This window comes from Nocardioides sp. Root1257, assembly GCF_001425175.1.
Taxonomy (GTDB): Bacteria; Actinomycetota; Actinomycetes; order Propionibacteriales; family Nocardioidaceae; genus Nocardioides.
The window spans coordinates 280,799-304,602 of sequence record NZ_LMDV01000012.1 but is presented as its reverse complement, the minus strand read 5'-3'; the positions used below and the strand labels follow the sequence as shown (position 1 = coordinate 304,602).

Below are 23,804 nucleotides of genomic sequence, written 5' to 3'. Positions count from 1 at the left end.
CTCGTGCTGATGTCTCCCGCCGATCCCCACCCCGCAGCCGGCTCCACCGGTGCCCTGATCGACGAGGTCGTCCGGGGTCTCGAGGACGAGCTCGTCGGGCTGCGCCGCGACCTGCACGCCCACCCCGAGCTGTCCTGGCGCGAGGTGCGCACCACGTCGCTGGTGGCGGCCCGGATCACGCAGGCGGGCTGGCGGGTCACCGAGCTGCCGCGCACCGGGCTGGTCGCCGAGATCGGCACCGACGGACCGGTGCTTGCGCTGCGCGCCGACCTCGACGCGCTGCCGGTGCCCGACCTGACCGGCGACCCGTGGGCCAGCTCCGTCGAGGGCGTCACCCACGCGTGCGGGCACGACGTCCACACCGCCGCCCTGGTCGGGGCCGCCGTGGCACTCGGCCGGGTCCACGCCCAGGGGCTGCTGCCGGGCCGGGTGCGGCTGCTCTTCCAGCCGGCCGAGGAGGTGATGCCCGGTGGCGCGCTGTCGCTCATCGAGCTGGGCGCCCTCGACGACGTCGACCGGATCTTCGGGCTGCACTGCGACCCCACGCTCGACGTGGGCAGCGTCGGCCTGCGCGAGGGGCCGATCACCGGCGCGGCCGACCACCTCGACGTGACGCTCTCGGGCTCAGGCGGCCACACCTCGCGACCCCACCTGACCGAGGACCTCACCTTCGCGCTGGGCAAGGTCATCACCGAGCTGCCCGCCATCCTGTCGCGCCGCCTCGACCCCCGCTCCGGGGTCAGCGTGGTCTGGGGCGTCGTCCGGGCCGGCTCGGCCCACAACGTGATCCCGGCGACCGGCCGGGTCGGCGGGACGGTCCGGATGCTCGACGCCGTCGCCTGGTCGGAGGCCGAGAAGCTCGTCCCCCTGCTCGTGGAGCAGATCGTCGCGCCGTACGGCGTGCACGCGCAGGTCGACTACCAGCGCGGCGTGCCCCCGGTGGTCAACGACATCGGCTCGATCGCCCTGCTCGCCGGGGCCGTCGAGCGCGTGCTCGGCCCGGGTGGGCACGTTCCCACGCAGCAGAGCCTCGGTGGCGAGGACTTCGGCTGGTACCTGGACCGGGTGCGCGGCGCGATGGGCCGCCTCGGCACGCGCACGCCGGGCGGGCCGACGTACGACCTCCACCAGGGCAACCTGCGCGTCGACGACCGTGCCGTGGGCATCGGCGCCCGCGTGCTGGCACAGGTCGCGGCGTCGTTCCACGGCGTTCTTTGACGAAATTCCCGGCTCGGGGATGAGTATGTCCGCCCGGTCCGCATCGACTCGATAACAACTTCGTGAACGCGACCGCTCCGCCGCATGAAGGCCCTAGGGTTTCGTCTGTTTCACGCCCGTTCGGGGCGTTTCACGGACCACGAAGGAGGCGTCTTGCGACGCACCACAACATTTGCAGCCCTGCTGTCGGTGAGCGTGCTTGCCCTGGGGGCGTGCAGCAGCAGCGACAGTGACGGTGGCGACAAGGCCAGCGACAACACGTCCGCTTCCGCCAGCGCCAGTGCCGACGTCTGCAAGGACGCCGACGGCGACGGGCCGAAGATCGGTCTCGCGTACGACGTGGGTGGCCGTGGCGACCAGTCCTTCAACGACTCCGCGTACGCAGGCGTCGCGAAGGCTGTCGACGAGCTCGACGCCACCTGCCTCGAGGGTGAGGCCCAGGACGCTGAGCCCGAGTCGGCCCGCGAGGACCGCCTCCGCCAGATGGCTGACGCCGGCGCGAACGCCGTCGTCGGTGTCGGCTTCGCCTACAGCGACGCCATCAACGCGGTGGCCCCCGACTACCCGGACGTGAACTTCGGCGTCGTCGACGGCTTCGACCCCGACGACAAGCCCAACGACAACGTCGCGTACTTCTCCTTCGCGGCCAACGAGGCGTCCTTCCTCGTCGGCGTCGCGGCGGCCGAGAAGACCGCGTCCAAGCAGGTCGGCTTCGTCGGCGGCGTGCACAACGACCTGATCAAGGGCTTCGAGGCCGGCTTCACCGCCGGTGTGAAGGCCGTCGACCCGAGCATCAAGGTCGACGTCGCCTACATCGAGGAGAGCGATCTGTCCGGCTTCAACGACCCGGCGGGCGGCAAGACCGCTGCTGCCGGTGAGTTCGACAAGGGTGCCGACGTGGTCTACCACGCGTCCGGTGCCTCGGGCAGCGGCATCTTCGACGCCGCTGTCGAGGCCGGTGACGGCAACTGGGCGATCGGTGTCGACTCCGACCAGTACCTCACCGCCACGGCCGACCAGCAGCCGCACATCCTGACCTCGGCGCTCAAGCGCGTCGACGTCGCGACGTTCGACTTCATCAAGTCGGTCGCCGACGGCTCGCCCAAGACGAGCTACGTCACGTACGACCTGAAGAACGACGGCGTCGGCTACTCGACGTCCGGCGGCTTCGTCGATGACATCAAGGCCGACATCGACGGCTACGCCGACAAGATCAAGAGCGGCGAGATCAAGGTTCCGACCGCCCCGTGACGGGCGGGCGAGACATCGCCTGAACTAACGTACGGGCCCGGGAGTAGTTTGCTCCCGGGCCCGTACGTCTTCTTTTCCCGCCCTGCCCCGACACACTCCCGACAACCCGGAGGTCCCCGTGCCCGCAGCGCCTCCCGCTCCTGGCGCCAGCTCGACCGAGGCGGTCATCGAAGCCCCTGAGGTCCGCCTGATCGGCATCGGCAAGCGCTTCCCGGGGGTGATCGCCAACCATGACGTCGAGGTGACGATCCGCCCCGCGACCGTCCACGCGCTGATCGGCGAGAACGGCGCCGGCAAGTCCACGCTGATGAAGATCCTGTACGGCGTGCAGAAGCCCGACGACGGCACGATCGAGGTCGGCGGCACCGAGCGCAGCTTCCGCACGCCCACCGACGCCATCGGCGTCGGGATCGGCATGGTCTTCCAGCACTTCATGCTGGCCGACAACCTGACCGCCCTCGAGAACGCGGTCCTCGGAGCCGAGAAGCTGCACGGCATCGGCGACAAGGCGCGCGCCGAGTTCGAGTCGATCTCCGAGCGCTACGGCTTCGGCCTGCGCCCCGACGTGCTCGTCGAGAAGCTCGGCGTGGCCGACCGGCAGCGGCTCGAGATCCTCAAGGTGCTCTTCCGCGGGGCGAAGGTCCTGATCCTGGACGAGCCGACCGCCGTGCTCGTGCCGCAGGAGGTCGACGCGCTCTTCGCGAACCTCCGCGACCTGCGCGCCCACGGCCACTCGATCCTGTTCATCTCCCACAAGCTCGACGAGGTGCTCGCGATCGCCGACGACATCACCGTCATGCGCCGCGGCACCACGGTCGGGTCCGCCGTCCCGGGCGAGGTCACCAAGCAGGAGCTCGCCGAGATGATGGTCGGCTCCGAGCTCCCGTCGCCGGAGACCTCCGAGTCGACCGTGACCGATGTCGTCCAGCTGTCGCTCTCCGGCGTGACCCTGACCGACGACGCCGGCCGCGACCTGCTCAGCGACATCAGCTTCGACATCCACCGGGGCGAGATCCTCGGCATCGCGGGCGTCGAGGGCAACGGCCAGGCCGAGCTCGTCGAGACCGTGATGGGCATGCGGCGCCTCACCTCCGGTCGGATCCTCCTCGGCGAGGAGGACGTCACGGACTGGGACACCCGGCGCCTGCGCGAGTCGGGCGTCGGCTACATCCCCGAGGACCGGCACCGGCACGGGCTGCTGCTCGACTCGCCGCTGTGGGAGAACCGGATTCTCGGCCACCAGACCCGCCCGCCGAGCGTCAAGGGCCCCTGGATCAACCGCAGCGGCGCCCGCAAGGACACCCGCCGGATCGTCGACGAGTACGACGTCCGGACGCCAGGGATCGACACCGTCGCCCGGGCGCTGTCCGGCGGCAACCAGCAGAAGCTGATCATCGGCCGCGAGATGAGCGGCGACCCGGTCCTGCTGATCGCCTCCCACCCGACGCGCGGCGTCGACGTCGGAGCGCAGGCGGCCATCTGGAGCCACATCAAGCGCGCCCGCCACGACGGCCTCGCCGTGCTCCTCATCTCGGCCGACCTCGACGAGCTGATCGGCCTCTCCGACCGGATCGAGGTCATCCTGCGCGGCCGTATGGTCGGCACCTTCGACCCCGCGGGGGTCACGCCCAAGGACCTCGGCGCAGCCATGACGGGAGGTGGTGAGGCGTGAACAGCCTCAAGCGCGTCGGCTTCGCCCTGCTCGCCCCGGTGATCGCCGTGCTGATCGCGGTCCTCGCGACCAGCGTCGTGATCGCGGCGTCGGGCAGTGACTCGAGCGCCGGCGACTTCTGGTCCGTCATCCTCTCCAAGCCGGACAACCGCCTGCTCGTCAACATCCTCAACCAGACGACGATGATCTACCTGGCGGCCGTCGCAGCGGCGATCGGCTTCCGGATGGGCCTCTTCAACATCGGTGTCGAGGGTCAGTACCTGCTGGCGTCGTACACCGCCGCCACGTTCGCGGGTGCCGCCCTGCTGCCCGGCGCGCTCAACATCATGGCGACCCTGGTCATCGCGATGGCCGTTGGTGCGATCTGGGCCGGCATCGCCGGCATCCTGCGCACGACGCGGGGGGTGAGCGAGGTCATCTCGACGATCATGCTCAACTCCATCGCCCTGATCCTGGTGGGCTACCTGCTCGACCGGTACGGCCTGCACGGCGGCAACCAGGTCCGCACCAAGGACCTCCCCGAGTCCAGCCAGCTCGCCGGCTGGCTCCCGTTCGAGAGGCCCGACGGTCCGATCTGGACGCTCGGCCTGCTCGCGGTCGCGGTCGGCGTCGGCTTCTGGGTGCTGCTCAACAAGACCCGGTTCGGCTTCGACCTGCGGGCGACCGGCCTGTCGCAGACCGCGGCCGTCGCGAGCGGCATCAAGGTCGACCGGATGGTCCTCATCTCGATGCTGCTGTCGGGCGCCGTCGCCGGGCTCATCTGGATGCCGGCGTACTTCGGCTCGGCCCACACCTACGGCACGACGTTCCAGGCGGGCCTCGGGTTCACCGGCATCGCGGTCGCGCTGCTGGGCCGCAACCAGCCGGTCGGCATGGTCTTCGGCGCGGTGCTCTTCGCGTTCCTGAGCACGCAGTCCAACACGCTGACCTTCCAAACCGACATCTCGCCGAGCATCGTCCAGATCACCCAGGGCGTCGCGGTCCTCGCGGTCGTGATCGCCTACGAGCTGGTCCGGCGCTACCGCATCAGGCTCGAGCAACGCACGGTGGCCCGAGCGCGCACCGCTCCCGTCCAGGAGGTGACCGCATGAGCACGACCCAGGTCGACAAGTCAGCCCCCTCGGAGCGCGCTCGCAAGATCGGTGGGATGTACCGCACCTACTGGCTCGTGATGCTGGTGGCGGTGGTCGCGCTGTCCCTGGTGCGGATCGCGACCGGCGCCGACGACATCACGGCCGCCAACACGCTGCGTGCCGCCATCCTCTCCGCCTGCCCGATCCTGCTCGCCGGCATGGGTGGCCTCTGGTCGGAGCGCGCCGGCATCGTCAACATCGGGCTCGAGGGCCAGATGCTGCTCGGCACCTGGGGCGCGGCGTACTTCACCTACAACTACGGCCCCTGGGTGGGTCTGCTCGGCGCCGCGGCGATGGGCGCGCTCGGCGGCCTGCTGCACGGGCTCGCCACGATCACGTTCGGCGTCGACCACATCGTCTCCGGTGTCGCGATCAACATCATCGGTCTGGGCGCCACCACGTTCCTGGCCGAAGCGTTCTTCTCCGACTACCAGTACGGCGGCCCGCGCCAGCTGACCGGCCTCGACGGCCTGCCGTTCGTGACAGTTCCCGGGCTCTCCGACGGGCTGAAGTCGCTGAACGACCAGGGCTGGTTCGTGATCTCGGACCTGGCCGGCCTGCTCGCCGCGCTGACCACCAAGGTCTCCGTGGTCACCATCCTGATCGCCGTGATCGTGGTGCTGACCGCCTGGATCCTGTGGCACACGTCCTTCGGCCTGCGGCTGCGCTCGTGCGGTGAGAACCCCGCGGCGGCCGAGTCGCTCGGCGTCAACGTCTACCGCTACAAGTACGTCGCGGTGCTGGTCTCCGGCGGCCTCGCCGGCCTCGGTGGCGCGTTCCTGGCCCTGGTCGCGGCGAGCGGCTTCACGACCAACCAGAGCAATGGGCGCGGTTACATCGGCCTGGCCGCGATGATCTTCGGCAACTGGAACCCGTTCGGCACGCTCGGGGCGTCGCTGCTCTTCGGCTACACCGATGCGCTCCGGCTGCGGTCGCCGTCCGCCGTGCACGCGCTGCTCCTCGTCGTGGCGATCGGCCTGCTGGCCTACGCCGCATGGCGGTTCTACCAGGGCGCCCGGACCTCCGCGATCGTGCTCGGCCTGATCGGGGCGGCCTTCCTGGTCTGGTTCCTGACCACCGACACCGTCCCGCGGGAGTTCACCGGCATGACGCCGTACGTCGTCACGCTGCTGGTGCTGGCACTGGCGAGCCAACGGCTGCGACCACCTGCCGCCGACGGACAGGTCTACCGCAAGGGCAGCGCCGGGTAGTGGCGGCTGTGAAGTTCGACTGGGAGTCGCTGAAGGCGGCCGCTGCGGAGGCGATGACGCACGCCTACGCGCCGTACTCGCACTTCTCGGTCGGCGCCGCCGCCACCGTCGACGACGGCCGGGTCGTGACCGGCTGCAACGTCGAGAACGCGGCCTACGGCGTCGCCCTGTGCGCGGAGTGCGGGCTGGTCAGCCAGCTGCACATCACCGGTGGTGGCCGGCTGACGCACTTCGTGTGCGTCAACGGCAAGGGCGAGGTGATCATGCCGTGCGGCCGGTGCCGCCAGCTGCTGTACGAGAACGGCGGCCCCGAGCTGCTGCTGATGACGGTCTCCGGGGTCAAGACGATGGACGAGGTGCTGCCCGATGCGTTCGGTCCCGACAACCTCGATTGACCTGGGCGACCCCGCCGTCGTCGCGGACCCGTACCCGTACTTCGCGCGCGAGCGCGAGCAGCACGCGGTGGCGTGGCACGAGGCCTCGGGGATGTACCTGACGTTCGCGCACGCGACCGTCGGGCAGGTGCAGCGCGACCGGCGGCTGGGCCGGATCTGGGTCGACAAGGAGCCGCTCGACTACCTCGAGCCCTTCAACCTGCTGCACCGCAACCAGATGATGGAGAACGAGCCACCGGCCCACACCCGGCTGCGCCGACCGGTCGCGAAGGCCTTCGCCCGCGGCCACATCGAGCGGCTCCGCCCGCGGGTGCGCGAGATCGCGGCCGACCTCCTCGCCGACCTCGCTGTCACCGACGCCGGGCAGGACGGGTTCGACGTCATCGAGGCGTACGCGGAGCCCCTGCCGGTGCTGGTGATCGCCGACCTGCTCGGCGTACCCCGCTCCTACGCCCACGACCTGCGCGACTGGTCCCAGGCGATCGTGCGCATGTACGAGGCGGCACCGTCGGAGCAGACGGTCGCCGACGCGGTGCGGGCCGCCGAGGAGTTCGCCGGGCTGGTGCGCGAGATCGTCGGGGAACGACGCGCGGCTCCGGCCGACGACCTGATCAGCGACCTGGTGGCGACCGAGCTCAACGAGGACGAGGTCGTGGCGGCCGTGGTCCTGCTGCTGAACGCCGGCCACGAAGCCTCGGTCAACGTCTTCGGCAACGGCCTGGTGGCGATGCTGCGCCGGGGGCTGCGCCCGGGTGCGGACGTCGCGGCGACCGTCGAGGAGATGCTCCGCTTCGACTCCGCCCTGCAGCTCTTCGAGCGGACGGCGATGGAGGACGTGGAGGTCGCCCACGGCGGGCAGAGCGTGGTCGTCCGCGAGGGCGAGAAGATCGCGGCCCTCCTCGGTGCGGCCAACCGCGACCCGGAGGTGTTCGACGCGCCCGACGAGTTCCGCGTGGACCGGACCCCCAACAACCACCTGGCGTTCGGCGTCGGCGTGCACTTCTGCCTCGGCGCGCCGCTGGCGCGCATGGAGCTGGCGGAGTCGTTGCCCGCACTGTTCGAGCGGTTCCCGGCCCTCGAGCTCGTGGGGGAGCCCGAGAGCCGGGGAACGTTCGTGCTGCGCGGCTACCGCCGCGTGCTGGTCGGCTGACGCCGCGGGCGGGTCAGTCGACGATCCGCACGCCCAGCGAGGCCGGGATCTTCGCCTTGAGGATCACGCTCTCGGTCTTGCTGCCGGCCCAGGTGGTCTGCTTGACCCGCGCGACGACGTGACCGAAGGTGCGCTGGCACACGACGCTCTCACCGGGTCGCAGCGTGATGTCGCCGCCCGCACTGCTGGCCTGCTCGGCGCTCTGCGTGACGTTCCTGTGCACGCTCGCCTCGACGTTCACCTTCACGACCGAGAAGACTCCGGCCTCGACGGACGAGCTCACCGACCCGCCCACCTCGACCGACTTGCTGACGGTGCGCGAGAACGAGCAGTGCATGTTGGCCTTCTTGTGCCGGGACTTGTTCTCCAGCGGGATGGCCTCGACGACGACCACCTTGATCTGGCTCTTGAGCAGCTTCCAGCAGCGGCCCGAGTGGGACCCGCTCCCCTTGGCGCACTTGACCACGGAGCCCTTCTTCGCGGCCTTGAGCAGTGCCTGGTGCTGCGCGGCCTGGTGAGTCGCGCTCGACGACGCCGTCTGGGCGGTCGCCGCGGTCGGTGCACCCAGTGCGGTGACGACCAGTGCGCTCGCGGCGAGCGCGGTCAGAATCTTCCTCATGCTGTGTCTCCCAAGACTTCGTGATGAGGCCCCCGTTTGTCGGCCTGACCCGGATCTGCCCGCCGCCCCTGTCCGACAAACCTGCTGGACCAACCTCTAGGGTCGGGGGCATGCAGCAGCACGACGCGGTCGAGGTCATCTCAGCGAAGCGGGACGGCCACCAGCTCAGCGACACCCAGATCGACTGGGTGGTCGACGCGTACACCCGGGGGGCCGTCGCCGACGAGCAGATGTCGGCGCTCGCCATGGCCATCCTGCTCAACGGGATGGACCGCCGCGAGATCGCCCGCTGGACCGCCGCGATGATCGCGTCAGGGGAGCGGATGGACTTCTCCGGCCTGTCCCGGCCGACCGCGGACAAGCACTCGACGGGCGGCGTCGGGGACAAGATCACCCTCCCGCTGGCTCCGCTGGTGGCGGCGTGCGGCGTCGCCGTACCCCAGCTGTCGGGGCGCGGCCTCGGCCACACCGGCGGCACGCTCGACAAGCTCGAGTCGATCCCGGGCTGGCGGGCGGCGCTGTCGAACGAGGAGATGTTCGCCCAGCTCGAGTCGCTCGGTGCCGTGATCTGTGCGGCCGGCGACGGGCTGGCGCCCGCCGACAAGAAGCTCTACGCACTCCGTGACGTCACGGGCACCGTCGAGGCGATCCCGCTGATCGCGTCCTCGATCATGTCGAAGAAGATCGCCGAGGGCACGGGCGCGCTGGTGCTCGACGTGAAGGTCGGCACGGGCGCGTTCATGAAGGACGTCGCCTCGGCCCGCGAGCTCGCGGAGACGATGGTCGCGCTCGGCCAGGACGCCGGCGTCCACACGGTCGCGCTGCTGACCGACATGTCCACGCCGCTCGGCCTGACCGCCGGCAACGCGATCGAGGTCCAGGAGTCGGTCGACGTGCTCGCCGGCGGCGGCCCCGCCGACGTCGTCGAGCTGACCCTCGCCCTGGCCCGCGAGATGCTCGCCGGCGCCGGGCGCGGCGACATCGACCCGGCCGACAAGCTGGCCGACGGCTCCGCGATGGACGCCTGGCACCGGATGATCCAGGAGCAGGGCGGCGACTCGCACGCCACGCTCCCGACCGCGCGCGAGCAGCACGTCGTGGCGGCGCCGTCGACCGGCGTGCTCACCCGCCTCGACGCCATGGCCGTCGGCCTCGCCGCCTGGCGCCTCGGCGCCGGCCGGGCCCGCAAGGAGGACCCGGTGCAGGCTGGCGCCGGCGTCGTGTGGCACGCCCGCCCCGGCGACGCCGTCACCGAGGGTCAGCCGCTGTTCACGCTGCTCACCGACGACGAGCACCGCTTCGAGCGCGCGCTCGCCTCGCTCGAGGGCGGCTACGACGTCGCCGCCGAGGGCACGGCGTACGACGCGACGCCGCTGGTCATCGACCGGGTGGGCTAGGGCAGCAGCAGGACGACGGTCTCGGCCACGCAGGCCGGCTTGGCCTCGTCCTCGATCTCGATCGTGTAGCGGATCGTGGCCTGCTTGCCCTTGGGCAGGTCGGCGACGTCGGCGATCGCGACGTGGGCGCGGATCCGCTTGCCCACCAGGACCGGGTTCGGGAAGCGGACCTTGTTGGTGCCGTAGTTGAGCTTCGCGCCGGGCGTCTGGAAGCTGAGGACCTGGCTGCCGAGGAACGGCACCAGCGACAGCGTCAGGTAGCCGTGGGCGATGGTGCCGCCGAACGGGCCGTCCTTCGCGCGCTCGACGTCGACGTGGATCCACTGGTGGTCGCCGGTCGCCTCGGCGAACTGGTCCACGCGGGCCTGGTCGACCGTCAGCCAGTCGGAGGTGCCGATCTCCTCGCCGACGGCCGCGGACACTTCATCGAGAGTCTTGAACGTGCGCATGTGCGCCAAGATATCCGGCACGGTCCAACGGGTCTGATTGGATCGAGGCATGACGCCCACTCGTGACCAGGTCCGGAGGGCACCGAAGGTGCTCCTGCACGATCACCTCGACGGCGGGCTGCGCCCGCAGACGATCATCGAGCTGGCCGCGGACTCCGGGCACCAGCTGCCTGACGTCGGCGGCGAGATGACGGCAGAGTCCCTGGGGCGCTGGTTCGCCGAGGCGTCCGACTCCGGGTCGCTCGAGCGCTACCTCGAGACCTTCGACCACACCGTCGGGGTGATGCAGACCGGGCCGGCGATCACCCGCGTCGCCCGCGAGTGCGTGGAGGACCTGGCTGCCGACGGCGTCGTGTACGCCGAGATCCGCTACGCCCCCGAGCAGCACGTCGAGACCGGCCTGACGCTCGACGAGGTGGTCGCCGCCGTGCAGGAGGGCTTCGACGAGGGCGTGGCCGCGGCCGGCGGCCGGATCGTCGTACGCCAGCTGCTGACCGCGATGCGGCACCAGGCCCGCTCGATGGAGATCGCCGAGCTCGCCGTGGCCTGGCGCGACCGTGGGGTCGCCGGCTTCGACATCGCCGGCGCGGAGGCGGGCTACCCGCCCACCCGCCACCTCGACGCGTTCGAGTACCTCCAGCGCGAGAACTTCCACTTCACCATCCACGCCGGCGAGGCGTTCGGGCTGCCGTCGATCTGGCAGGCGATCCAGTGGTGCGGCGCGGACCGGCTCGGCCACGGCGTCCGCATCATCGACGACATCACCGTGCAGGACGACGGCTCGGTCGAGCTCGGCCTGCTGGCGGCGTACGTCCGCGACAAGCGCATCCCGCTCGAGATGTGTCCCTGGTCCAACATCCAGACGGGGGCGGCCGCGTCGATCGCGGAGCACCCGATCGGGCTGCTGAAGGAGCTGCGCTTCCGGGTCACGGTCAACACCGACAACCGGTTGATGAGCAAGACGTCGATGACCCACGAGATGAGCTCGCTCGTCGACGCGTTCGGCTACGGTCTCGACGACCTGGAGTGGTTCACGCTCAACGCGATGAAGTCGGCGTTCCTGCCCTTCGACGAGCGGCTGGCGCTGATCTCCGACGTCATCAAGCCGGCGTACGCCGCGCTCCGCGAGGAGGTCGCGTCGTGAAGATCCACTACGTGCCGACCGTGCTGCTGCTCGGCTCGGCGGTCCTGATCCTCCTGGTCGGCGCGGGCCTCCTCGTGAAGGGTCGGGCCGTACGCCGCTCCGCCGTCAGCTTCCGCAGCCGGGCGGTCGCCATGACCGGCACCGTGGTCGCCCTCGAGGCCAAGGACCTCAGCCTCGGCGCCGAGCCGGACACCCGCTACTTCCCGCGCGTCAGCTACCAGCCGGCCGGGGCCGCGGAGCCGATCGAGGCGCAGACCCTGACCGACGTACCGTCCCCGCCGCCGCGGGTCGGCGACCCGATCGAGATCGCCTACGACCCCGAGCACCCGGACCGCGTGGACGTCGCGGCGACCGAGGGCGACGCGGAGGGCGCGGGTCGCACGTGGTTCGTGCTCGCTGCTCTGACGAGCCTCATCGCGGTCGGTGTCGCGGCCGCGTGGCTGCTCCTGGTCTTCGTGGTCTGGACGTCCTGATGCCCTCGGCGGGCGACTCGCTCTTCTGGGTCGCCCTCTGTGCCGTGCTCGCCCCGCTGCTCACCGGACTGGTGCTGCGCGGGAAGGTGCCCGAGGTCGTGCTGCTCCTGGTGCTCGGCATCGTCATCGGCCCGAACGTCCTCGACCTCGCCGAGACGGGGGAGGGCATCGCGATGCTGCGCGAGCTCGGGCTCGGCATGCTCTTCCTGCTCGCCGGCTACGAGATCGAGGTCGAGGAGCTGGTGGGACGCGGCGGGCGCCGAGCGCTCGCCACCTGGCTGATCTGCCTCGTCGTGGCGCTCGGGCTGATCGCGCTGATCGGGCTCTCCGAGCACATCCACGCCGAGGTGGCGGTCGCGATCGCCCTGACCTCGACCGCCCTCGGCACGCTGCTGCCGATCCTCAAGGACAGCGGCCTGCTCACCACGGGCTTCGGCCGGGCGCTGATGAACCACGGCGCGTACGGCGAGCTGGGGCCGATCGTCGCGATGGCCGTGCTGCTCGGCGTGCGCGGTCCGATCGGCTCGGTCGTGGTGCTCGGGGCGTTCGCGCTCCTCGCGGTGCTGGTGCACCGCCTGTCCGTGCGCCACAGCCGTGAGGGCTCGCGGGTGCTCGAGGTCGTCCGACGGGGCGCCGAGACCTCCGGCCAGACCCAGGTCAGGCTCGTGGTGCTGCTCCTGGTCACCCTCGGCGCCGCCGCGGCGACCTTCGAGCTGGACGCCGTCCTCGGCGCGTTCGCCGCGGGGTTCATCCTGCGCCGTCTGATCCCCGAGGGCCACGAGAGCCTGGAGCACAAGCTCGAGGGTCTCGCCTTCGGGCTGCTGATCCCGGTCTTCTTCATCACCTCGGGGATGGCGATCGACCCGCAGGCCGTGGTCGACGAGCCGGTGGCCCTCGTCGCCTTCCTCGCCCTGATCCTGCTGGTCCGCGGCGGGCTGGTGCTGGCCGCGACCTGGACGACCCGGGAGGAGGGCAACCGCGTCTTCGACCGCCGGGAGAGCCTCTCGATGGGGCTCTTCGCCTCGACCGGCCTGCCGATCATCGTGGCCGTGACCGCGGTCGCGGTCGACGCCGGTCAGATGACCCCGACCAACGCGTCCGTGCTGGTCGCCGGGGGAGCGGTCACCGTCCTGGTCTGCCCGCTGCTCGCCCAGCGACTGCTGGCGGGCCGCTCACCCGGTTCAGGTGAGCCCGTCGAGGTGAGGTAGTCCCTACGGTCCTGCCATGGACTCTTTCTGGGACTTCTTCTGGTTCATCATCTCCTTCTTCCTGCTCATGGCGTACCTCGTGGTGCTGTTCCAGATCCTCACGGACCTGTTCCGCGACCGGGACACCAGCGGCTGGGCGAAGGCGTTCTGGGTGTTCTTCCTGATCATCTTCCCGCTGGTCACCTCGCTGGTGTACCTGATCGCCCGCGGCCAGGGCATGGCCGAGCGCAACATCGCGGCAGTGAAGCAGGCGCAGGCCAGCCAGGAGGAGTACATCCGCTCGGTCTCGGGCGGCGGCGCCTCGCCGGCCGACGAGATCGCGCGGGCCAAGGCGCTGCTCGACTCCGGCGCCATCTCCCAGGCCGAGTTCGACGCGCTCAAGGCGAAGGCGCTGGCCTGACCTGCCTGGCCTGATCTGCCTGGCCTGATCCGTCAGCGGGGGAGCACCGCCCACCAGCGGTGCTTCCACCGCGACGACGAGATCGGGACGACGGCCCCCACCGCGGGGTTGTAGACGAAGGGCTCCCCGTCACGCTCGTCCAGCACCAGGACGACGTGGCGGGGCAGCCACCGGCTCCCCAGGAAGACCGGGACCGGGGCCGGCAGGGCGGCCAGCACCTCGGCCTGGCGGTAGCGGCGCACCCGCCCACCCAGCTCCCGCGCCACCGCCCACGGCGGGGTGCCGAACATCCGCAGCCAGGGCAGCTGCCACCGACCGTTGCGGTCGCGCAGCCCGGTCAGCCGCCGGTGCATGGCCAGCACGTCGGCCTCGAAGTCGGGCCACGGGCCCGGCAGCCCCTCGGCCACGACGACCGAGGACGGGCCGCAGGTCCGGTTGTCGGGTTGCCGCGGCCAGTCGGGCATCAGACGGCCAGTCGTCCGACCGCGGCGTACGCCTGGTCCGAGGTCATCGGCTCGCAGCCGAGGTCCACGGCGTGCGACACGACGCGCTGCTGGTCGCGCATCAGCGCGAGGCCGCGCCGCACGAGCACGAGCGGTGGCTTGCGGTGCTCGCGCAGGTCGCGGGTGAGCCGTCGCCAGAAGGTCACCATCGGGTGCTGGCGCACGCAGTACGCCGCCGCGAGCAGCCCGCTCGTCTCGCACCGGCCGACGACCTCCTGGGCGAAGATCCCCTCCGCGACGAAGAGGCGGTGCTCGCCGAGGTCAAGCGCCTGCCAACCGGTGCGCGCGCTCAGGGAGATGTCGTAGACGGGCACCTCGGTCCGGCCGGTGCGGCAGAGCTCGTCGAGCGCGGCCATGGCGTCGGCGAGCAGCCACGACTCCGGGACGTCCCAGTCGACGATGCCGGCGTTGGCGCCCTCGGTGATCAGCGGGAGCGAGGGGTCGCCTGCACTCTTGTAGAAGTCGTCGAGCCGGAGCACCGGCAGCCCGATGCGTTCGGCGAGACGGGACTTCCCGGCCCCGGACGGGCCAGCAAGGACGATCACCTGCGCGTGCACCGGCCTATTCTTGCAGTGGTTGCAGAGCGCCGATCAGCCCCACCGGGGTGCCCTCGACGACCGGCTGCCGCGGGGCTGTTGCGGAGGCCAGGCAGGTCGGGTCGGGGAGCGGGTCGACCTGGTCGACCCAGGACTGGTCGGGGCCGCCCACGACAGGCAGCGTGACCGTCCAGGAGACCGCGCCGGCGTCGCCGGGGACGGCCTCCAGCCGGGCGACGACGGGGCCGGCGCTCTGCCCGTCCTCGGCGTCCAGGCGCAGCGTGACCACGCCGCCGGTGCTCCGCGAGCAGGCGGCGTACGTCGGGAGCCAGCCGGTCATCGAGCCGACGACCGCGGCGAGGGCCGCCGACGGCTGACGCGGTCCGGGGGTCAGGGTGCCGGTGGCTGCGGGCGCGTGGCGCCGCCGGTCGCCGTCGGGGGTGTCGGGGTCCGGGACGGGGGTGCCGAGCGACGCGAACCACGGGTCCGCGTCGAGGGCCGAGCTCCGGGCCTCGTCGTCGGCGGTGGGACCGTCGTCCGACCAGGACGGTGCGTCCACGTCGTCGTCCGCGTCGCCGCGCGGCTCGCCCCCGGGCAGGTCCGGGGCCGGGTGGTCCGAGCCCCCGCCCAGGCAGGTGTCCTCGGCGGCGACGGCCGGCCCGAGGCCCGGCCAGTCCTCGTCCACGTGGTGGGGGACCTCGGCGGTGACGACGACGTCGACGAGGCCGTCGTCCGCCCGGGCCCCGACCTCGGCGACGGCGGCAGCGTCGGGGTCCGTGCCGCCGCGCGTGAGCACCGCCGTGACCTCGTCGTCGGCGCAGGTCGCCCCGACGAGCGTCCAGTCGTGCTGCTCAGCGGCGGCGACCTCCTGCCCGGTCGCGGCGGTCGCGTCGACGCCGGCGTACGTCGTCCGCCGGACGCCGGCGGTGCGGTCGACCTGCCCGTTGCTGCCGTAGGCGGCCTCGGGCACCGCGAGGTCATTCGGCGCCACCCAGGGGTCGCTCCACACGGCCTGGGCACGGGTGAGGTCGACCGGGTCCGCGTAGAGGTCGCCGGGCAGGTCCGAGCAGCCGGTGAGGAGCAGCCCGCCGACAAGGGCGGAGGCCGCTCCGGTGCGCACCCTCACGACTCCGGGACCACGACGAACCACGGCTCGCTCCAGCCGGCCACGTCGAGGGTGCCGTTGACCCAGTCGTCGCGCGAGACGGTGATGGTCGAGCCCTCGGAGGGGTCGTAGACCGACAGGGTGTCACCGCCCTGGCTGGCGGTGACGAGCGTGACGTGACCGGGCCGGGTGTCGTCGCCGACGTAGATCGGCACCGTGCTGCCGTCCTCGCTGGCCCGCACGACGGCGTCGAAGCTGCGGCCCCGGTCGTCGGGGTCGACGACGGTGACGTCGTACGACGTGCCGGGGACGCCCGAGCCGCCGTCGGCCGACATCTCGGCCGCCAGCGCCCAGGGTTGGGTGCCGGCCTGCGGCGGCCACGGGAACTGCAGGTCGTGGTCGCGATCCACGGGCAGATTGGTGCGCACGTGCATCGCCTGCGACTCGTCGGCGAACCGCTCCTCCGGCGTGCGCGGGTCGGTCTCGCCCGTCAGCGGGTCGTAGCCGGTCTGCATCCACATCGCGTACGCCGGGTCGTTCTCCATCCGCGACATGACCAGGGAGGACGAGCCGCAGGTCGTCTGGTCGGGTTGGGTGGCCTGGTCGCCGCGGAAGCCGCTGGGATCGAGGTCGCGGAGCTCGCTGGGACTCATCTGGTCCAGCTGGTGCGCGTAGTTCGTGAGCGCGTCGCCGCTGAGCCCGGATGCCACGGCCGCCATGATCCACGCCCGGGCGGCCGGGTCGCTGCCCTCGAGCAGCCGGCGTACCTCGGCGCGCTCGTCGGCGCTCATGGCGCCCAGGGCGTCGTCGTAGCGGGAGAGGGTCGAGCCGTCGAGCGGCCCCTCGTCGTCGGACCACTGGTTGACCAGGTCGATGGTGCTGGGCACCGCGCCCGGCGCTGACGGGAGGTGGTCGGGCAGCTCGATGCCGTCCATCGCGGTGACGACCGCCCGGCGGGCGGTGGCGGCCGCCTCGGCGGCGTCCTCGTAGGCTCCGATCAGGTCCTGGACGGCGTCGATGACCTCGCCGACGATGCCGCTCAGCTTGCTGACCAGCTCCCAGGGGAGGGCGTCGTCCCACGAGATCGACAGGTGGTCGCGGAGGCCGTCGAACGCATCGGCGTGCCGCTTGCGGGCGGCGTCCATCGAGCCCGCCATCGTGTCGAGGGCCGTCGCGACGCCCCGCGCCGCCTCCGGGACGGTGTCGACCTTGTCCGAGAGCACCGTGACGGAGCTGCGGAACCCGTTGCCGGCGTCGCCCTCCCAGATGGCCGTCGTGATCTCGTCGTGCAGCGACTCCAGGGAGGCGTGCGCCCGGTCCGTCGTGGTGGCGATGAGCCGCCACTCGTCGGCGGCGTCGCGCAGGTTGGACGGGTCGGGCTCGGGCGGCTGGGACGCGATCTCGACGGCCCGGGAGACCAGGCGCACGATCGTCTCGGCCGCGTCCCAGGGCGGCCAGAGGTCGATGCCCTGGAGGTCGGCCAGGATCGAGCGGAGCTCGGTGACAGTGTCGTCGAGCAGGTCCTCACCGAAGCCCATCGAACGCTCCCGCGCTGGTGTGGTCGGTCGTCTCGTACGTCGACAGGCACGCCTCGAGGTTGGTGCCGTGCTCGGTGACGAGCGCCTCGCACACGTCGAGGACGCCGGCCAGGTCGGCGGCGGCGTCGGCGACCACGGACGCGACGGTCGCCAGGTCCGTCCCGCTCGCCGCCGACGTACGGCGCCGGGCGGCCGTGACCTCGACGCCGGCGTCGACCCCGTGCAGCCACGCGCGGCGTACGGCGGCGGGATCGACGTGGAGGGTCATGCTGGGCTCATCCCCGCTGCCGGCACCGGACAAACGGTCGGCCGCGGACCCGCCCTACGGGCGGTCAGACGCCGATCGGGTGCCAGACGGTCTTGATCTCCAGGAACGCCGTCATCGGCTCGAGGCCGGGGTCGAGGGCCCAGTCGGGCTCGGCGGCCGGGGCGCGGCGGACCCGCTTGAGGTTGTCGGCGGCGGCGACCTCGAGGTCGGTCGCGAGGGTCGCGTCGCCGGCGATGCCCGTCAGGTCGATCGCGTTGACGTCCATGTGCGAGGCGAGCCACGGAGCGACCGTGGCGGCCGAGCCGGTGAGGATGTTGACCACGCCACCGGGCACGTCGGAGGTCGCCAGCACCTCGGCGAAGGTCACGGCCGGCAGCGGCCGGTCGTAGGACGACACCACGACGACGGTGTTGCCGGTGACGATCGCGGGCGCGACGACGCTGACCAGGCCGAGCAGCGAGGACTCCTGCGGTGCGAGGACGGCGACGACCCCGGTCGGCTCGGGCGTCGAGAGGTTGAAGAACGGCCCGCCGACGGGGTTGGCGTTGCCGATCACCTGGGTGACCTTGTCGGCCCACCCGGCGTACCAGACGAGCCGGTCGATGGCCGCGTCGAGCGTCTTCTCGGCCTTGCTGGCCGACAACCCCTCGGACTGCACGACGGCCTGCACGAACTGCGGGCGCCGGTCCTCCATGACCTCGGCGATCCGGTAGAGGATCTGCGCTCGGTTGTACGCCGTGCGCGAGGACCAGCCGCCGAACGCCTTGCGCGCGGCGATGACGGCGTCGCGCGCGTCCTTGCGGGACGCGAGGGCCGCGTTGGCCACGAACTTCCCCTTGGTGTCGGTGACCTCGTAGGAGTACGCCGACTCCGAGCGCGGGAACGCGCCGCCGATGTAGAGCTTGTAGGTCTTGCGGACGTCGATGCGGTCGCTCACTTGAGATACGCCTCCAGACCGTGGCGGCCGCCCTCGCGGCCGTAGCCCGACTCCTTGAACCCGCCGAACGGGCTGGTCGGGTCGAACTTGTTGAACGTGTTGGCCCAGACCACGCCGGCGCGCAGCTGGTTGGCCATGTGCAGGATCAGCGAACCCTTCTCCGTCCACACCCCGGCCGACAGCCCGTACGGCGTGTTGTTGGCCTTCTCGACCGCCTCGGACGGCGTGCGGAAGGTCAGCACGGAGAGCACCGGCCCGAAGATCTCCTCGCGGGCGATCCGGTGCGCCTGGGTGACGTCGGTGAAGAGCGTCGGCGGGAACCAGAAGCCGTGCGCCGGCAGGTCGCACGGCGGCGACCAGCGCCCGGCACCCTCGGCCTCGCCGATGTCGGAGAGCTCGCGGATGCGGGCCAGCTGCTCGGCGGAGTTGATGGCGCCGATGTCGGTGTTCTTGTCGAGCGGGTCACCGATGCGCAGCGTCGACATCCGGCGCTTGAGCTTGGCGAGCAGCTCGTCGGCGATCGACTCCTGGACCAGCAGCCGCGACCCGGCGCAGCAGACGTGGCCCTGGTTGAAGAAGATGCCCGTGACGATGCCCTCGACGGCCTGGTCGAGCGGGGCGTCGTCGAAGACGATGTTGGCGGCCTTGCCACCGAGCTCGAGGGTCACCTTCTTGTCGGTGCCCGCGACCGTGCGGGCGATCGCCTTGCCGACGTCGGTGGAGCCGGTGAAGGCGACCTTGTCGATGCCCGGGTGGCCGACCAGCGCCTGCCCGGTGCCGCCGGCACCGGTGATGATGTTGACGACGCCCGGCGGCAGCTCGGCCTGCTGGCAGATCTCCGCGAAGAGCAGCGCGGTCAGCGGGGTCGTCTCCGCCGGCTTCAGCACGACGGTGTTGCCGCACGCCAGCGCGGGGGCGATCTTCCAGGCCAGCATGAGCAGCGGGAAGTTCCACGGGATGATCTGGCCCGCGACGCCGAGCGGCTGCGGGTCGTTGCCGCGGCCGGCGTACTCCAGCTTGTCGGCCCAGCCGGCGTAGTAGAAGAAGTGGGCGGCGACGATCGGGACGTCGACGTCGCGCGACTCCTTGATCGGCTTGCCGTTGTCGATCGACTCCAGGACGGCGAGCTCGCGGCTGCGCTCCTGGATGATCCGGGCGATCCGGTAGAGGTACTTGGCGCGCTCGCGCCCGGGCATCTTCGACCAGACCTTGTCGTAGGCCTTGCGCGCGGCCTTGACGGCGGCGTCGACGTCGGCCTCGTCGGCCTCGGCGACCTCGGCGAGGACCTCCTCCGTCGAGGGGCTGATCGTCTTGAACGACTTGCCGTGGCCGTCGACGAACTCGCCGTTGATGAACAGGCCGTACGACGGCTTGATGTCGACGATGCTGCGCGACTCGGGGGCCGGGGCGTACTCGAACGGGTTCTTGGTGTTCTGGGGAGCCATGTCGATCAGTCCAACGTGAAGTAGTCGGGACCGGAGTAGCGGCCGGTCGTCATCTTGGTGCGCTGCATCAGCAGGTCGTTGAGCAGCGTCGAGGCGCCGAAGCGGAACCAGTCGGGGTCGAGCCAGTCGGGACCGGCCACCTCGTTGACCATCACGAGGTACTTGATGGCGTCCTTGCTGGTGCGGATGCCGCCGGCGGGCTTCACGCCGATCATCCGGCCGGTCAGCTCGCGGAAGTCGCGGACCGCCTCGACCATGATCATCGTGACCGGCAGCGTCGCCGCGGGCTGCACCTTGCCGGTGGAGGTCTTGATGAAGTCGGCTCCGGCCAGCATGGCGAGCCAGCTCGCGCGGCGTACGTTGTCGTAGGTCTGCAGCTCGCCGGTCTCGAAGATGACCTTGAGGTGCGCGTCGGTGCCGCCGGGCCGGGCGCAGGCGGCCTTGGTCGCGACGATCTCGTCGAAGACCTGCTGGTAGCGACCGGCGAGGAACGCCCCGCGGTCGATCACCATGTCGATCTCGTCGGCACCCGCCTCGACCGCGTCCGCGGTGTCGGCGAGCTTGATGTCGAGCGCGGCCCGGCCGCTCGGGAACGCCGTGGCGACAGCGGCGACGTGGACGCCGGAGCTGCCCAGCGTCTCCTTCACGGTCGCGACCATGTCGGGGTAGACGCAGACCGCGGCGACGGCGGGGCAGGTCGGGTCGGCGGGGTCGGGGCGCATCGCCTTCGACGCCAGCGCGCGGACCTTGCCGGGGGTGTCCTGGCCCTCGAGCGTCGTGAGGTCGACCATCCGGATCGCGAGGTCGAGCGCGAACTCCTTGGCGGTGGTCTTGATGGAGCGGGTGCCGAGACCGGCGGCTCGGGCCTCGGCGCCGACCTGGTCGACGCCGGGGAGGCCGTGGAGGAACCGTCGGAGCGACGCCTCTGACTTGGTCACGTCGTCGAGCCCGGGGCCGAGGACGGTGGAAGTGGCGGTCACCGACCCAGCATAGGGTTGGCGCCGTGACCTACCCAGTCCCCGCCCCTGACGAGGCCGTCGTCGAGCGGTTCGCGCCGACGAGCGGGCGGATCAGCGGGATCGTCGGCCTCGCGACGGCCGCGGTGATCCTGGTTCTCGCGCTGATCGCCGGCGAGACCGGTACGCCGCTCGGCGTCGCGATCGTGGCGGTCCTCGCCGGTCTGCTGATCTGGGCCGCGCTGCTGCGCCCCGCCCTGTGGGTGACGTCGCGCGACCTGGTGCTGCGTGGCATGTTCAGCACCCAGCGGGTCCCGCTCGCGGCGATCGACTCGGTCGTCGTCACCCAGGTGCTCGTCGCGAAGGCGGGCGAGCACCGCTACGTCTCCCCGGTCATCGGCTACACGGTGCGGCAGACGATCAAGTCCAAGGCCCGCGACGGCCGCGGCCCGACCAGCTCGGCGCCGTCGGCGACCAACGACCACCAGGCGTTCGTCGAGGCCCGGATCGCGTTCCTCGCGCAGGACGCCCGGGACCGCCTGGGCATCCGCAAGGGCTCGCCGGAGCAGCAGGCCCTCGCCGCCGACGTACGCCGCTCCTGGGCGTGGCCCGAGCTCGGGGGCTGCGTGGTGCTGGTGCTGGCGTTCCTGGTCTGGCTCGTCGTCGACTGAGGGTCCTCAGATGCCCGCCGCGGCCTTGATGCCGTTGCGGAGCGCGTCGAGGCGCCCGACGGCGGCGATCCGGGCGGCGTCGACCCCGTCCGCCGGGTCCACGGGCACGACGACCTCCAGGTAGCACTTGATCTTGGGCTCCGTGCCGCTCGGGCGCACGATCACGCGGGCGCCGTCCGCGAGGTGGTAGCGCAGCCCGTCGGTCGGCGGCAGGTCCGGGCTCCCGAGGTCGAGGTCGTCGACCGCCTCGACGGCCAGGCCGCCGAGCTCGGTCGGGGGAGTGGCGCGCAGCCGCGCCATCGCGGCGCCGATCTCGGCGAGGTCGGTGACGCGCGCGGACAGCTGGTCGGTGGCGTGCAGGCCGTGGGCCAGCGCGATGTCGTCGAGGAGGTCGACCAGGCCGCGGCCGGCGGCCTTGGCCTCGGCGGCGAGCTCGCAGAGCAGGAGCAGCGCGGACACGCCGTCCTTGTCCTTCACGTTCTCCGGGTCGACGCAGTAGCCCAGGGCCTCCTCGTAGCCGAAGGCCAGGTCGTCGACCTTGCTGATCCACTTGAAGCCGGTCAGCGTCTCCGCGTACGGCTGGCCCGCCGCGGCAGCGAGCTTCCCGAGCAGGCTGGAGGACACGATGCTGCAGGCGTAGGTGCCCTGCTTGCCCTTCTGGATCAGCGCGTGCGCCAGCAGCGCCCCGACCTCGTCGCCGCGCAGCATCCGCCAGCCGTGCGGGCCCGGGACCGCGGCCGCGCACCGGTCGGCGTCGGGGTCGTTGGCGACCACCAGGTCGGCGCCGTTGCGCTCGGCCAGGGCCATCGCCAGGTCCATCGCGCCCGGCTCCTCGGGGTTGGGGAACGCGACGGTCGGGAAGTCCGGGTCCGGCTGCTCCTGCTGCTCGACGACCGACGGCGCGTCGAAGCCGGCGGCCTCGAGGACGCGCTCGACGGGGACGCCGCCCACGCCGTGCAGCGGGGTGTAGACGATCTCCAGGTCGCGCGGACCGTCCTCGACGAGCCCGGCGACCGTGTCGAGATAGCTGTCGACGATCTCCTCCTCGAGCACCGTGCCCGGCCGTCCGCGCGGGACGTCGGCCATCGCGCCGACGGCGGCGATCCGGTCCGCGATCTCGGTGTCCGACGGCGGCACGATCTGGCTGCCGTCGCCGAGGTAGACCTTGTAGCCGTTGTCGCGCGGCGGGTTGTGGCTGGCCGTGACCATCACGCCGGCCGCGCAGCCGAGCTCGCGGATCGCGAACGCGAGGATCGGGGTCGGCAGCGGTCGCGGCAGCACGTACGCCGTGAACCCGGCGCCCGTCATCACCTCGGCGGTGTCGCGGGCGAAGACGTCGGAGTTGTGGCGCGCGTCGTAGCCGATGACGACCGAGCCGCCCCGGTGACCGGTGTCGACCAGGTAGGAGGCGAGGCCGGCCGCGGCGCGGGTGACGACGACGCGGTTCATCCGGTTCGGGCCGGCGCCGAGCTCGCCGCGCAGGCCCGCCGTACCGAACTCCAGCGTCCCGTCGAAGCGGTCCGCCAGGTCGGCGGTGTCGCCGCCGGCCTCGACCGCGGCGATCGCCGACTCGAGCTCGGCGCGGGTCTGGGGGTCGGGGTCGTCGGCTGCCCAGGCACGGGCGGCGGCGAGGAGGTCGCTCATGGAGGGCACGATACGAGGGTGAGCCCCACCTTCGCCTTCCGGGACGGCTGGGAGGTCGCGGCGCCCCCGGCCGCCGTCCACGACCTCCTCGTCGACCTCGAGCACTACCCCGCGTGGTGGCCGCAGGTCGTCGCCGTCGCCTCCCTCGGCCCGGACGACGCGCGGGTGCTCTGCCGCTCGACCCTGCCGTACACGCTCGACCTGGTCCTGCACGCCGTGAACCGCTCGCCGGGGGTGCTCGAGGTGGGCGTCTCCGGCCACCTGGTCGGGACGGTGCGCTTCGACCTCAGCCCGGTCGACGGCGGCACCCGGCTCGACTTCGCGCAGGAGGTCAGGGTGCCGGGGTGGCTGGGGGTGCTGTCGTCCGTCGCGGGTCCGGTGCTGCGCTGGAACCACGACCGGATGATGGCGGGCTGCCGGCAGGGGCTGCGTGCGCGCCTCGAGTGAGTACGGGGAGTCAGATCGGGTCGGTCGGGTACCG

At 71.7% G+C, this 23,804-nt stretch carries 25 protein-coding genes; 14 read left to right on the top strand and 11 right to left on the bottom strand.

Annotation, left to right across the window (positions count from 1 at the left end; all coding sequences use genetic code 11):
* Positions 1-9 precede the first annotated feature (9 nt).
* From ASC77_RS23015 to ASC77_RS22985, 7 genes are all read left to right on the top strand, one after another.
* Positions 10-1,218 carry an amidohydrolase gene (locus ASC77_RS23015; RefSeq protein WP_056158653.1) on the top strand — a complete coding sequence of 403 codons (1,209 nt, stop codon included), beginning with the start codon at positions 10-12 and terminating at the stop codon, positions 1,216-1,218.
* A 153-nt stretch (positions 1,219-1,371) separates the two neighbouring features.
* On the top strand, positions 1,372-2,469 hold the full coding sequence (locus ASC77_RS23010; protein WP_056158582.1) for a BMP family lipoprotein: 1,098 nt from the start codon (positions 1,372-1,374) through the stop codon (positions 2,467-2,469).
* Between the two features lie 118 nt (positions 2,470-2,587).
* On the top strand, positions 2,588-4,141 hold the full coding sequence (locus ASC77_RS23005; RefSeq protein ID WP_235547538.1) for an ABC transporter ATP-binding protein: 1,554 nt from the start codon (positions 2,588-2,590) through the stop codon (positions 4,139-4,141).
* A complete protein-coding gene (locus tag ASC77_RS23000) occupies positions 4,138-5,232 on the top strand; it encodes an ABC transporter permease (RefSeq protein WP_056158580.1) in 1,095 nt (364 codons plus the stop codon). Before ASC77_RS23005 ends, ASC77_RS23000 begins: the two co-directional genes overlap by 4 nt.
* On the top strand, positions 5,229-6,485 hold the full coding sequence (locus tag ASC77_RS22995) for an ABC transporter permease (protein ID WP_056158577.1): 1,257 nt from the start codon (positions 5,229-5,231) through the stop codon (positions 6,483-6,485). The genes ASC77_RS23000 and ASC77_RS22995 overlap by 4 nt, the downstream gene beginning before the upstream one ends.
* Positions 6,486-6,493: 8 nt before the next feature.
* Positions 6,494-6,880 (top strand): cytidine deaminase, encoded by a 387-nt coding sequence (locus ASC77_RS22990; RefSeq protein ID WP_200945109.1) that lies wholly within the window; start codon positions 6,494-6,496, stop codon positions 6,878-6,880.
* Positions 6,852-8,030, top strand: coding sequence for a cytochrome P450 (locus tag ASC77_RS22985; protein WP_056158571.1), 1,179 nt, complete (start codon positions 6,852-6,854; stop codon positions 8,028-8,030). Before ASC77_RS22990 ends, ASC77_RS22985 begins: the two co-directional genes overlap by 29 nt.
* 13 nt (positions 8,031-8,043) lie before the next feature.
* Here ASC77_RS22985 and ASC77_RS22980 read toward each other — a convergent pair whose 3' ends face one another.
* The gene (locus ASC77_RS22980; RefSeq protein WP_056158568.1) at positions 8,044-8,649 is read right to left on the bottom strand and encodes a hypothetical protein; all 606 of its coding nucleotides are present in this window, start codon (positions 8,647-8,649) and stop codon (positions 8,044-8,046) included.
* A gap of 110 nt (positions 8,650-8,759) precedes the next feature.
* Between ASC77_RS22980 and ASC77_RS22975 the strand changes: the two genes are divergently transcribed.
* Entirely contained in the window at positions 8,760-10,046 is a 1,287-nt protein-coding gene (locus ASC77_RS22975) for a thymidine phosphorylase (RefSeq protein WP_056158565.1), read from the top strand.
* Here the strand turns inward: ASC77_RS22975 and ASC77_RS22970 are convergent.
* Positions 10,043-10,495 (bottom strand): MaoC family dehydratase, encoded by a 453-nt coding sequence (locus ASC77_RS22970; RefSeq protein ID WP_082575239.1) that lies wholly within the window; start codon positions 10,493-10,495, stop codon positions 10,043-10,045. The two genes, ASC77_RS22975 and ASC77_RS22970, sit on opposite strands and share 4 nt — an antisense overlap.
* Before the next feature lie 49 nt (positions 10,496-10,544).
* On the opposite strand from ASC77_RS22970, the gene ASC77_RS22965 reads away from it, so the two are divergent.
* Genes ASC77_RS22965 through ASC77_RS22950 form a run of 4 tightly spaced genes read left to right on the top strand, consistent with a single transcriptional unit; the run spans position 10,545 to position 13,720 of the window.
* Positions 10,545-11,639, top strand: a complete 1,095-nt coding sequence (locus ASC77_RS22965; protein ID WP_056158561.1) for an adenosine deaminase — start codon at positions 10,545-10,547, stop codon at positions 11,637-11,639.
* The gene (locus tag ASC77_RS22960; RefSeq protein ID WP_056158558.1) at positions 11,636-12,112 is read left to right on the top strand and encodes a DUF3592 domain-containing protein; all 477 of its coding nucleotides are present in this window, start codon (positions 11,636-11,638) and stop codon (positions 12,110-12,112) included. Before ASC77_RS22965 ends, ASC77_RS22960 begins: the two co-directional genes overlap by 4 nt.
* Positions 12,112-13,320 (top strand): cation:proton antiporter, encoded by a 1,209-nt coding sequence (locus ASC77_RS22955; RefSeq protein ID WP_056158555.1) that lies wholly within the window; start codon positions 12,112-12,114, stop codon positions 13,318-13,320. The genes ASC77_RS22960 and ASC77_RS22955 overlap by 1 nt, the downstream gene beginning before the upstream one ends.
* A gap of 16 nt (positions 13,321-13,336) precedes the next feature.
* Positions 13,337-13,720 (top strand): SHOCT domain-containing protein, encoded by a 384-nt coding sequence (locus ASC77_RS22950; RefSeq protein ID WP_056158552.1) that lies wholly within the window; start codon positions 13,337-13,339, stop codon positions 13,718-13,720.
* 32 nt (positions 13,721-13,752) lie between these two features.
* Here the strand turns inward: ASC77_RS22950 and ASC77_RS22945 are convergent, their stop codons facing one another.
* The 8 genes from ASC77_RS22945 to deoC all read right to left on the bottom strand — a co-directional run bounded on the left by ASC77_RS22945 (position 13,753) and on the right by deoC (position 21,032).
* The gene (locus ASC77_RS22945) at positions 13,753-14,184 is read right to left on the bottom strand and encodes a hypothetical protein (RefSeq protein ID WP_056158548.1); all 432 of its coding nucleotides are present in this window, start codon (positions 14,182-14,184) and stop codon (positions 13,753-13,755) included.
* Positions 14,184-14,780, bottom strand: coding sequence for an ATP-binding protein (locus ASC77_RS22940; RefSeq protein ID WP_056158545.1), 597 nt, complete (start codon positions 14,778-14,780; stop codon positions 14,184-14,186). The genes ASC77_RS22945 and ASC77_RS22940 overlap by 1 nt, the downstream gene beginning before the upstream one ends.
* A gap of 4 nt (positions 14,781-14,784) precedes the next feature.
* On the bottom strand, positions 14,785-15,879 hold the full coding sequence (locus ASC77_RS22935; protein WP_056158543.1) for a hypothetical protein: 1,095 nt from the start codon (positions 15,877-15,879) through the stop codon (positions 14,785-14,787).
* Positions 15,880-15,881: 2 nt separating this feature from the next.
* Entirely contained in the window at positions 15,882-17,402 is a 1,521-nt protein-coding gene (locus ASC77_RS22930; protein ID WP_056158539.1) for a WXG100 family type VII secretion target, read from the bottom strand.
* Positions 17,389-17,670, bottom strand: coding sequence for a hypothetical protein (locus ASC77_RS22925; RefSeq protein ID WP_056158536.1), 282 nt, complete (start codon positions 17,668-17,670; stop codon positions 17,389-17,391). Before ASC77_RS22925 ends, ASC77_RS22930 begins: the two co-directional genes overlap by 14 nt.
* Before the next feature lie 64 nt (positions 17,671-17,734).
* Positions 17,735-18,607: an aldehyde dehydrogenase family protein gene (locus tag ASC77_RS22920; protein ID WP_056158535.1), complete on the bottom strand. Its 873-nt coding sequence runs from the start codon at positions 18,605-18,607 to the stop codon at positions 17,735-17,737.
* Positions 18,604-20,052, bottom strand: coding sequence for an aldehyde dehydrogenase family protein (locus ASC77_RS22915; protein WP_056158531.1), 1,449 nt, complete (start codon positions 20,050-20,052; stop codon positions 18,604-18,606). Before ASC77_RS22915 ends, ASC77_RS22920 begins: the two co-directional genes overlap by 4 nt.
* 5 nt (positions 20,053-20,057) lie before the next feature.
* Entirely contained in the window at positions 20,058-21,032 is a 975-nt protein-coding gene (gene deoC / locus ASC77_RS22910) for a deoxyribose-phosphate aldolase (protein ID WP_056158529.1), read from the bottom strand.
* Positions 21,033-21,055: 23 nt separating this feature from the next.
* Here deoC and ASC77_RS22905 point away from each other — a divergent pair, with 23 nt between their 5' ends.
* A complete protein-coding gene (locus tag ASC77_RS22905; protein WP_056158525.1) occupies positions 21,056-21,679 on the top strand; it encodes a hypothetical protein in 624 nt (207 codons plus the stop codon).
* Positions 21,680-21,685: 6 nt separating this feature from the next.
* Here ASC77_RS22905 and ASC77_RS22900 read toward each other — a convergent pair whose 3' ends face one another.
* Positions 21,686-23,323: a phospho-sugar mutase gene (locus ASC77_RS22900; protein ID WP_056158521.1), complete on the bottom strand. Its 1,638-nt coding sequence runs from the start codon at positions 23,321-23,323 to the stop codon at positions 21,686-21,688.
* 18 nt (positions 23,324-23,341) lie between these two features.
* Between ASC77_RS22900 and ASC77_RS22895 the strand changes: the two genes are divergently transcribed.
* Positions 23,342-23,770 carry an SRPBCC family protein gene (locus ASC77_RS22895; RefSeq protein WP_056158519.1) on the top strand — a complete coding sequence of 143 codons (429 nt, stop codon included), beginning with the start codon at positions 23,342-23,344 and terminating at the stop codon, positions 23,768-23,770.
* Positions 23,771-23,804: the final 34 nt, after the last annotated feature.

Coding starts and splice junctions, on each gene's coding strand:
- ASC77_RS22900 (WP_056158521.1), bottom strand. CDS start 23,323: ATGAGCGACCTCCTCGCCGCCGCCCGTGCCTGGGCAGCCGACGACCCC.
- ASC77_RS22965 (WP_056158561.1), top strand. CDS start 10,545: ATGACGCCCACTCGTGACCAGGTCCGGAGGGCACCGAAGGTGCTCCTG.
- ASC77_RS22915 (WP_056158531.1), bottom strand. CDS start 20,052: ATGGCTCCCCAGAACACCAAGAACCCGTTCGAGTACGCCCCGGCCCCC.
- ASC77_RS22985 (WP_056158571.1), top strand. CDS start 6,852: ATGCGTTCGGTCCCGACAACCTCGATTGACCTGGGCGACCCCGCCGTC.
- ASC77_RS22950 (WP_056158552.1), top strand. CDS start 13,337: ATGGACTCTTTCTGGGACTTCTTCTGGTTCATCATCTCCTTCTTCCTG.
- ASC77_RS22970 (WP_082575239.1), bottom strand. CDS start 10,495: ATGCGCACGTTCAAGACTCTCGATGAAGTGTCCGCGGCCGTCGGCGAG.
- ASC77_RS22980 (WP_056158568.1), bottom strand. CDS start 8,649: ATGAGGAAGATTCTGACCGCGCTCGCCGCGAGCGCACTGGTCGTCACC.
- ASC77_RS22925 (WP_056158536.1), bottom strand. CDS start 17,670: ATGACCCTCCACGTCGATCCCGCCGCCGTACGCCGCGCGTGGCTGCAC.
- ASC77_RS22930 (WP_056158539.1), bottom strand. CDS start 17,402: ATGGGCTTCGGTGAGGACCTGCTCGACGACACTGTCACCGAGCTCCGC.
- ASC77_RS22975 (WP_056158565.1), top strand. CDS start 8,760: ATGCAGCAGCACGACGCGGTCGAGGTCATCTCAGCGAAGCGGGACGGC.
- ASC77_RS22995 (WP_056158577.1), top strand. CDS start 5,229: ATGAGCACGACCCAGGTCGACAAGTCAGCCCCCTCGGAGCGCGCTCGC.
- ASC77_RS22955 (WP_056158555.1), top strand. CDS start 12,112: ATGCCCTCGGCGGGCGACTCGCTCTTCTGGGTCGCCCTCTGTGCCGTG.
- ASC77_RS22945 (WP_056158548.1), bottom strand. CDS start 14,184: ATGCCCGACTGGCCGCGGCAACCCGACAACCGGACCTGCGGCCCGTCC.
- ASC77_RS23015 (WP_056158653.1), top strand. CDS start 10: ATGTCTCCCGCCGATCCCCACCCCGCAGCCGGCTCCACCGGTGCCCTG.